Source organism: Chamaesiphon sp. VAR_69_metabat_338 (assembly GCF_031423935.1).
Lineage (GTDB): Bacteria > Cyanobacteriota > Cyanobacteriia > Cyanobacteriales > Chamaesiphonaceae > Chamaesiphon.
The window spans coordinates 1-9,082 of record NZ_JANPGM010000007.1; the positions used below are offsets into that span (position 1 = coordinate 1).

A 9,082-nucleotide genomic window follows, 5' to 3' on the forward strand; every position below is an offset into this window, starting at 1 on the left:
AATTTTGCTAATTTGTATAGATCTAAAAAATGGTGATCGATAATAACTTATCGATCGTCACTAAAATTTAAAACCCCGATTTCCCTTCGTAAAGATCGCAGATGAGGGCAACATTACTAACAAGAATACTTATGAATATTGGTGGCTTTCGTTCGGTAGCTCAACCAACCCTCATGTCCTAAATATAACTGAGCCAGAGCCAGATCCACCTCAGCCATTCGACGCGATAAGAACCCAAACAAGAAAACCGACTTCTCCGAAGAAGTCGGTTTTCTGACCCCACCAGCAGAAACGTCTGAACTGTGATTAGAATGATTAAATGATGGACTGTGATTCTTTTCTAGCAGTTAATCAAAGTCCATCTCATCATCAAAAAAATCATAGTTCAGACACCCCTCGCAAAATCGCTGCAATAATCATCGGGGATCTGACCCACCGACAGGTTAATTGCAGGAGAGGACAGGCTCGATCGAGCCTTCGCTATTGAATAATCCAGCGATAGACGCCCAAGCAATCGACAAATAGAAACAAAGATCCCGAATAAATAATCATTCGGGTATCCTTGGTAAGTAGACTTGAAACTAATAGCTGGCCAGAACTCATTGCTAGTATCAAAAATCCGTACTTACTAATATTTGCTAAATTAGCAGCAAGCAAAACGCCACCACAAACAGCACAAGCACTGCTAGTTAATTGGAGTGTTTTAGCTAATTTATCTTTCTGTATGGACATACTAATTATCTGATAAAGAAAATCGGACTAAGTGCTCGAACGATCGTCTCGATCGTTAAAAATCGGCGATAAGATAGCTGCGAGATCTTGCGGATTGGTTCGATCGAGTAGTTGGTATCGAGCGAGCGAACCCAGCAGCCTCGATTATATTACTCCCCAACCAGTAGTAAAAATTGAGATTTGCAGCCAAAGATAACAAATTATTGCCCTAGAACTACCTCAGCAGGGACAATAGAAAACATCCCCTGCCACGATCTTCCCCAACTTCGATCGATTTCAGTCACCAACTCCAGTAAATGCAATGATTTTCCCTAGTTTCGATCGATTCAGCCAGCTAGCCAGCCACGGTAACTTTATTCCCCTGTATCAAGAATGGGTTGCCGATCTCGATACTCCTGTTTCGGCTTGGCATAAAGTCTGTGCGGGTCAACCCTATAGCTTTTTGCTCGAATCCGTCGAAGGTGGGGAGACTGTCGGACGTTATAGCTTCTTGGGCTGTAATCCCTTGTGGGTGCTAGAAAATCGCGGCGATCGCACGACGCAAACCCATCGCGATGGTAGCGTTACTACATTTACTGGCGATCCCTTTCAGACGTTAGCTGCATGTCTAGAGCCGTATCAACCAGTCAAACTCCCACAACTTCCAGGCGGTATCGGTGGTTTATTTGGCTTCTGGGGCTATGAATTGATGAAATGGATCGAATCTAGAGTTCCGATTCATCCAGCTACTGCTGACGACTTACCAGATGGCTTATGGATGCAAGTCGATCATCTGATCGTCTTCGATCGAGTCAAACGCAAAATCTGGGCGATCGCCTATGCCGATCTCCAAGGTTCTAATGGAAATCTCGAACTCGCCTATACTCAGGCAAGCGATCGAATCAAAACCCTCGTTGAAAAACTCCAACAACCGCTGACCCCCAAATTCCTCCACTGGACGCCGCCGCAACCCTCTCCAGCGTTAACAGAACTGCCAGCCGCCTATACCAGCAACACTTCCAAAGCAGAATTCTGCGCCAATGTCGAGACAGCCAAAGCACATATCACCGCTGGCGATATCTTCCAAGTTGTCGTGTCCCAACGCTTGTCTACTAGTTATACTGGCGATCCCTTCGATCTCTATCGATCGCTCAGCCTGGTCAATCCCTCGCCTTATATGGCTTACTTCAACTTTGGGGACTGGCAGATTATCGGTTCTAGTCCCGAAGTGATGGTCAGAGCCGATCGAGATCGTGATGGTACGCTCAAAGCCACCCTGCGTCCCCTCGCGGGTACCCGACGGCGGGGACAGACACCCCAAGAAGATGAAGCTCTAGGATTGGAACTGCTCGCCGATACCAAGGAAGTCGCCGAACATGTGATGCTGGTAGACTTAGGACGCAACGATCTGGGTCGCGTCTGTACGAGTGGTACGGTAGTCGTCGATAAATTAATGACGATCGAGCGGTATTCTCATGTCATGCACATCGTCAGCAATGCTGTCGGCCAACTCGCGCCAGGAAAAACCGCCTGGGATCTACTCAAAGCCTGTTTCCCAGCGGGTACCGTCAGCGGCGCGCCCAAAATTCGCGCGCTGGAAATCATTCACAAGCTCGAAGGTTGTCGGCGGGGGGCGTATTCGGGCGTATATGGTTACTATGATTTTGAAGGGCAACTCAATACCGCCATTACCCTGCGGACAATGGTTGTGCGTCCCGATGAACGCGGAAATCATATTGTCTCCGTACAAGCTGGCGCGGGATTAGTTGCCGATTCCGATCCGGTCACAGAATACGAGGAAACTTTGAATAAAGCCAGAGGATTGCTAGAAGCAATTCGGTGTTTAGTAACCGATAAATAGATAGTAACAGCAGAGATCCAGGGTACCCACAAGGGGCACCCTGGATCTCTGCAAAGCTCCAAAAATCATCTGTTGCGATTAAGATTTTTGCAGTTGCAGTTTACAAGTCTGAAGGATTAGCAAATCGCTATTGCTAATTTTGCCGATCGGTTGATAGGTAGGTTCGCCCATCATTGGCTGCTTGCTGGCAGTCAGACCATTGGGATTGAGGTTCAAGGTTAATTGATACTTTTTCAGATCGAAAGCATCAATTAAAGTAACATTTAATCGCGAACCTTTAAATTGGCCGTAGAAGCAACTAAATTCCGATCGAGGTAGATAGAACGCACCAATCGTTTTGTTGCCGATCGTTTCAAATACCATATATTCTTTACCGACCACATCTGCCCGATCGGATTCACCATACAGGTAAACACCATTCGTCGTAGGCGGAACGCTCACTTGGGTGGAACTAGCGATCGTGGCAGTGGGATCGGCTGCTGCTGTTTTTTGACCGATAAGGATGACCAAAACAGCGAGGGTAAGGCTAATAAACCAGCGATTTTTGCCGTTACGGATAGACTGCAATAACGTATTAAGTATCATAAACGTCAACCCCCGATCGCACGATGATTAATGTAGATAGCAGCCAATGATAGGGGATGACTCAGGAATTAAATCTAGTTGTTCTGAAGTTAAATAGAAGCAGGCATCGGAGCTGTTTTTAATCTTTGGTACGAGTACCAGTAATCTCATCAACAAAACCCCAAATCTACTTCACATCATCTAAGATTTACTATCTTAAATTAAGAGGGTCAATTGCCGATCTCATATAAGCTGCCCTGACGGTCGCCCTGCCGTAGCTCATTCATTTGTTGCTCTAGTCTTGACTCAATCTGTCATCGATTTTTTGATAGTCAACATACTATCGATCTATGGTAGATATTGTCTAGCTAATCGATCGGCTTCACGCCAATTAATTAGGTAGAACTGGGAGGCTTGCAGATAACAACTTGGGGATGTAAACATGCAGAGGATGTCTAGTTATTAGTATCTAATACTTATTTGTATCGCAAGTTACTTTGCAACAAAATTAGACATTGCTTAGCACTACTTCAACATCGGCTAGATGATTTACTCATCGTTAACAGATTAAATTTTATCCTAACTTCAAAATGCGAATAATTAATAAATTTAGACAACAAGGTGGTAAAAATAAGTTCAATTGGCAACATTTATTAATGGTTGGAGTAGGTATAAGTTCGATCGGCTATGCGGGGTGTTGCGTGTATTTGTATCTAAATCAGGGTCGGATGCTCTATGCACCACGCCGAGATCTGTACCGATTGCCTAACGATCCTAAAATTAGATTGAGGTACGAGGAATTATTGATTCCTGTTAAGGATCGAGAAAATTTGCATGGGTGGTGGTTGCCAGCACCTACAGCCTCGGAGCCGCCAGCACTGCCCCTAGAACCGAGCAAAATTCTTAAATCGCCGAAAGTATTGCTGCTTTTTTATGGACGAGGGGGTAACAAGAGCAGTGTACTATTTCGCCTGCAAGCTTTACATCAACTAGGGTTTAGTATTTTAGTAGTAGATTATCGCGGTTTTGGAGCTAGTGGGGGCAATTTTCCGACCGAACGTCAGATATATGCGGATGCCGAGCTAGCTTGGCAATATCTAACTAAATCTCGCCAAATTAATCCAGGCGATATTGCAATTTATGGCGAGTCAATGGGTGGTGCTGTGGCGATCGATCTGGCGAGCAAACATCCCGATGCTTTTGCATTAATCGCTCAAAGCACTTTTACTAATATGTCCGATGCAGCGCGCCAGAATTCTTCACTCCGCTGGTTTCCAATCGAATTGCTATTAACCGATCGATTTAGCTCGATCGAGAAAGTACCCAATCTGAAAATGCCCGTATTATTTATTCATGGTACTAGCGATGCGATTGTCGAAGTTGCAATGTCCGAACGACTCTATCAAGCAGCTCCAGCACCAAAACAACTTTATCTGGTTCCTGGCGGCGGACACATTGCGATTTACCAGCCCGAATCTTCATATTTGCGGGCAATTAGTCAATTTATTACTCGATCGCATCCCCGAACCAGTAGATGAACGGAAACAGAGTAACGATCGACAGGTGTTAGCTGCGAAAATGCCGATCGCGATTAGGGACGATCCACTGCCAGACGGGGTGGGATATGATATTGATGTGGGTAGATGAGATCGGAATATGACAGATTTAGCGAACAACTTAATCGATGCTTATGATGTCTGCGAAGTCGCACCACTTCAGGGCAAAGATTTGGAGCGGTTTTATCTACCGCTGTTAGACGCGAGAAATAGTGAAGCGATTGTGCAGGTAGAACAGATTTTAAAGCAACAAAAGGCTGAGAAGTTTGCGACGATTTTATTCACTGGGCATCGTGGTTGTGGTAAGAGTACCGAATTGCACCGGATTGAAGCTAAGTGTAAAGATGATTATCTAACTGTTTTTTTAGACGTTCAAGAAGAGACGGATATTAACGATTTAGAATATATTGATATTTATTTGACGGTGATTCGTCAAGTAGAATACGCTCTGCGTCAGATCGATATTAGATTTGATGCTCGGTTGCTTCAAAGTGTGGAGAATTGGTTTAAAGAAATTACCAAAGAAACAGAAGAATCCGTCGGACTCTCGATCGAGACGGAAGCTGAAACCAGCTTATCAGGTGAAGTTCCTTTTCTAGCAAAACTTTTATTTAAACTCAAGGGACAGATTAAAAATGGGACATCTCAGAAGACAGTTGTTAGGGAGAAGCTGATTAGAGAAGTAACGAGAATGAAAGCAGATATCAATCTGCTGTTAGGGGATGGATTGAAAAAACTAAGGAAAAAATTCCCTCATTACAAAGGATTTCTCGTCATCGTGGATAATCTCGATCGCTGCCCGATCGAGGTGTCACACAAACTGTTTTTTGATTATGCAGCCCAACTCCAAGAACTTCACTGCACGATAATTTATACCGTACCGATTTCGATTTTGTATTCGCCACGCGGTTTGAATGGTACTTTTGGCGATCCGCATATCGTGCCAATGGTAAATATCTATCAACTCGATCGCAGTAAATATCCACTCGAATATAATCCGCATGGTTTAAATGCTGTCTCGACAATCATTGAAAAAAGAGTAGATATCAATGATATTTTTGCTTCTAGTAACGAACTATTGGAAATAGTCAAAGCTAGCGGCGGTCATGTGCGCCAACTGATGCAATTGATGCAAAGAGCTTGTTTGACTGCCCAAGGCAGAAATCATGCCAAAATTCAAATCGATGACGTGGATTATGCCATCAAACAATTGCAATTTAGTTTCGAGCGATCGACCCCCAAAAAATACTTCACCGAGTTAGCAAACATTGCCCTAACTAAAGAAATTCAAGACGATGAAGTCGGCCAGCAGATGTTATTTAGTACCGCTGTCCTAGAGTATAACGGTAGCGATCGCTGGAACTATCCCAATCCCTTACTCATGCGTAGCAATGCCTTCAACAGAGCCATCAGCAGCCCTCCAGCCCCATAATATTCAAGCGGATTGCCCCCTCTTAACGCGATCGGATAATGGAGAAGTATTCCAATTTCTGCTTGCCTTTCTCCAGATGTCCAGGGGGTTTAAATTGGGCTTCGTGGAGGTGAATTTCCCACCTGACATTAACGAGCTAATCACCCATTTAGATGGGCATCCTCAATGTCAAAATATTCAATTTGCGCTCATCGAACTAGATAACCCCGATCTGCGGTTCTTACTCGAAACTTTACAGGAGCAACTACGGCAGATCGATCGACAACCAGATAAAAAACTGGTGTTATTACTGCGCGGTTTAGAAAAATCAATCGGGACGACAGGCGACTATCCACCTATTATTACTAATCTCAACTACACCCGCGATTCTTTTCTCACCACCCTGCCTCATCCGACGCTATTCCTGCTCCCAGACTACGCCGTCACCCGCATCGCCCAATTCGCGCCAGATTTTTGGGCATGGACATCAGCCACCTTCAAATTTCAAGCCGCACCCGCTACTCTGGAGCGAGTTATTCAACAAACAGCCGATAACCCCAGTAGGAATCGCACCTATCCCAAGGGAGAACAAGCCGAGCGGATCGATTTATTGGAGCGGTTGCTTCAGGAATATACAGAGGATACGGAAGCCAGTAGTCGCGCTCGGATTGAAGTCTTAAATCAATTGGGATCTGCCCATCGATCTATTCGTGAATTTGAAACGGCGCAGGCATATTTCCATCAATCGCTGGAACTCAGTCGCGAGTTAAAATACTTACAGGGTGAAGCTATCGCTCTTTATCATCTGGGTATTATCAGTTATGATTTGAGACAATTCCACCCAGCTCGATCTTGGTTCGAGCAGTCGCTATTAGTCACCGAACAAACTGGAGATAGACAGAGTACAGCTAAAATTTATCATTTTCTGGGTATAGTTGCCCAAGAGTTGCGAGAATATGCAGAAGCACGGCGCAATTATCAACTCTCGCTAGAAATTGATGTAAAATTTGGCGATCTCTATGGACAAGCTAGCACCTACGGACAATTTGGGACAGTTGCCGAAGAATTGCGGGAATATGAAGAGGCAAGGCACAATTATCAACTCGCTCTAGAAATTTTTGTCAAATTTGGCGATCTATATGGACAAGCCAGCGTCTACCACAACTTGGGGATAATTGCCCAAGAGTTGCGGGAATATGCCGAAGCACGGCGCAATTATCAACTCTCTCTGAAAATTAAAGTCGAATTTGGCGATCGACATTCCCAAGCCATCACCTACCATAATTTGGGGATAGTTGCTGAGGAGTTGCAGGAATATGCCGAAGCACGGCGCAATTATCAACTTGCGCTGGAAATTTATGTCGAATTTGGCGATCGCTATTCCCAAGCCAGCACATACGGGCAGTTAGGATTATTAGCCGAAGCTGAAGAAAACTTGCCAGAAGCCGGAGCAAACTTATTGCAAGCTTTGGAGATCTTTCAGCAATTTCAAGATTCGCACAGTATTGATATGACTATCAGCAATCTTTCTCGCATCTATGCAGCCACTCAAGACGAGAGACTGTTAGAATCGATCGCGCAGATTTTGGGTGTGACTGTGGCAGAGGTGAGAGGGCGGATGGCGGCGTGAGATCTCAAGTAGCCGCGATCGATCGAGTGTTAAGTACTACTAGTTGTTCGATCGATACTAGTTTGCGTTTGGGGTGGGACGAGTTGAGTCGCAGAGCCACTACTATTTGCTAATTGTAAAAAGGCATTGAGGGGGCCGAAATTGGTCGCATGAACGATCGCGGGTACATCGTAACCTTTGAGATCGACGGAGCATTCTTTAAATACCCGATGCTTGCCCAGTAATGGTGCTAGATAACGATATGTGGAAGAACCGATCGCGATTTCGGCGTTGAGTTCTTTGGTAATTGCTTCTAATCTAAATGCGGCATTGACTGTATCGCCTAAAGCTGTATAGTCTGGTCTATCGCCGCTGCCAGCATTACCGATCATCGCATGACCTGTATTAATCCCCGCACCGATTTTTAGTTCAAAGGGTAACGGATACTGTTGGCTCAGCTCTCTAGTCATTTTATTGAGATCGTCCAATGCCAAGAGGATATTCATCATCTCTTGTTTGGTGACAGTCTCGCCATTGTGGAACCACAACGCCATCAGCGCATCGCCGATATATTTATCCACCCAACTACCGCGATTGCGAATGATCGCACCGGCATTGCGGAACCAGGCACTCATCACCTCAGAGAGGAGATTTTCATTCGTCTGACGGGTGAGGATCGTAAAATTGCGCATATCGACGACCATCACAGACATCAGTTTGCGCAGATGCAATACTGAAGTGACTGTACCATCGAGCGTACCTTCCGCATCGACACTGAGCGTACCATCGGCTCTCGGGCAATGAAATTCAAATTCTGTTTGACCGAAGGTAATCGTATCCCCGTCGTGAATCGTGACGGGAATACTGACTCGGCGACCATTAACAAAGGTGCCATTGCTACTACCCAAGTCGATAAGATAGTGGTCGCCAGCATCGGTGTATTGGATCATCGCATGATTGCGAGAAATACAACGATCTTTGACGACAAACTGATTGTCATCCCCCCGACCCACAGTCCAGCAGTTGCCATCAATTAATGATAGCTGGCGTTGACCGTTGTCAGTATTAAGGATTAGATAAGGTGAGAGGCCCTGGTTCACGGTTGGGTAAAGATATGACGGTGAACTAGTGGATTGAAGATTTTGCCAGTACTAACCGCATCTCAAGGCGATCGCCTAAGTATGGCTAGCAACCAACAGAAATAAGCTATCGACGACGATCGTGGTTAAAACTGCGCCACTGAAAGCATACCAATGCCACTGTTTTGTTCCTAAAGGTATTATACCCACACCTAATAACAAATTTACGAGGACAACTGCCCAGGCTGTGCCCCAAGGCGTGCGAACTTGGGCGATCGCTTGCTGTAAGAT

Annotated in this window: 8 protein-coding genes; 4 read left to right on the plus strand and 4 right to left on the minus strand. The window is 45.2% G+C overall.

From position 1 onward, the window contains the following. Positions 1-480: 480 nt before the first annotated feature. Positions 481-732: a hypothetical protein gene (locus RMO84_RS00205; protein WP_310486388.1), complete on the minus strand. Its 252-nt coding sequence runs from the start codon at positions 730-732 to the stop codon at positions 481-483. Positions 733-1,033: 301 nt separating this feature from the next. Between RMO84_RS00205 and RMO84_RS00210 the strand changes: the two genes are divergently transcribed. Further along, positions 1,034-2,572, plus strand: coding sequence for an anthranilate synthase component I family protein (locus RMO84_RS00210; protein ID WP_310486389.1), 1,539 nt, complete (start codon positions 1,034-1,036; stop codon positions 2,570-2,572). Between the two features lie 78 nt (positions 2,573-2,650). Here RMO84_RS00210 and RMO84_RS00215 read toward each other — a convergent pair whose 3' ends face one another. After that, positions 2,651-3,157: a hypothetical protein gene (locus RMO84_RS00215; RefSeq protein WP_310486390.1), complete on the minus strand. Its 507-nt coding sequence runs from the start codon at positions 3,155-3,157 to the stop codon at positions 2,651-2,653. Positions 3,158-3,726: 569 nt separating this feature from the next. Here RMO84_RS00215 and RMO84_RS00220 point away from each other — a divergent pair. The 3 genes from RMO84_RS00220 to RMO84_RS00230 all read left to right on the plus strand — a co-directional run bounded on the left by RMO84_RS00220 (position 3,727) and on the right by RMO84_RS00230 (position 7,733). Next, on the plus strand, positions 3,727-4,674 hold the full coding sequence (locus RMO84_RS00220) for an alpha/beta hydrolase (RefSeq protein WP_310486391.1): 948 nt from the start codon (positions 3,727-3,729) through the stop codon (positions 4,672-4,674). Between the two features lie 118 nt (positions 4,675-4,792). Continuing rightward, positions 4,793-6,124, plus strand: a complete 1,332-nt coding sequence (locus tag RMO84_RS00225) for a P-loop NTPase fold protein (protein ID WP_310486392.1) — start codon at positions 4,793-4,795, stop codon at positions 6,122-6,124. Further along, positions 6,084-7,733, plus strand: a complete 1,650-nt coding sequence (locus RMO84_RS00230) for a tetratricopeptide repeat protein (RefSeq protein WP_310486393.1) — start codon at positions 6,084-6,086, stop codon at positions 7,731-7,733. Before RMO84_RS00225 ends, RMO84_RS00230 begins: the two co-directional genes overlap by 41 nt. Before the next feature lie 29 nt (positions 7,734-7,762). On the opposite strand, the gene RMO84_RS00235 is transcribed toward RMO84_RS00230, so the two are convergent. Both RMO84_RS00235 and RMO84_RS00240 read right to left on the minus strand, forming a co-directional pair. After that, positions 7,763-8,812, minus strand: a complete 1,050-nt coding sequence (locus tag RMO84_RS00235) for an adenylate/guanylate cyclase domain-containing protein (protein WP_310486394.1) — start codon at positions 8,810-8,812, stop codon at positions 7,763-7,765. 75 nt (positions 8,813-8,887) lie between these two features. Beyond that, positions 8,888-9,082: DUF3120 domain-containing protein (locus tag RMO84_RS00240; RefSeq protein ID WP_310486395.1), on the minus strand; the 195-nt coding region annotated here is incomplete at its 5' end.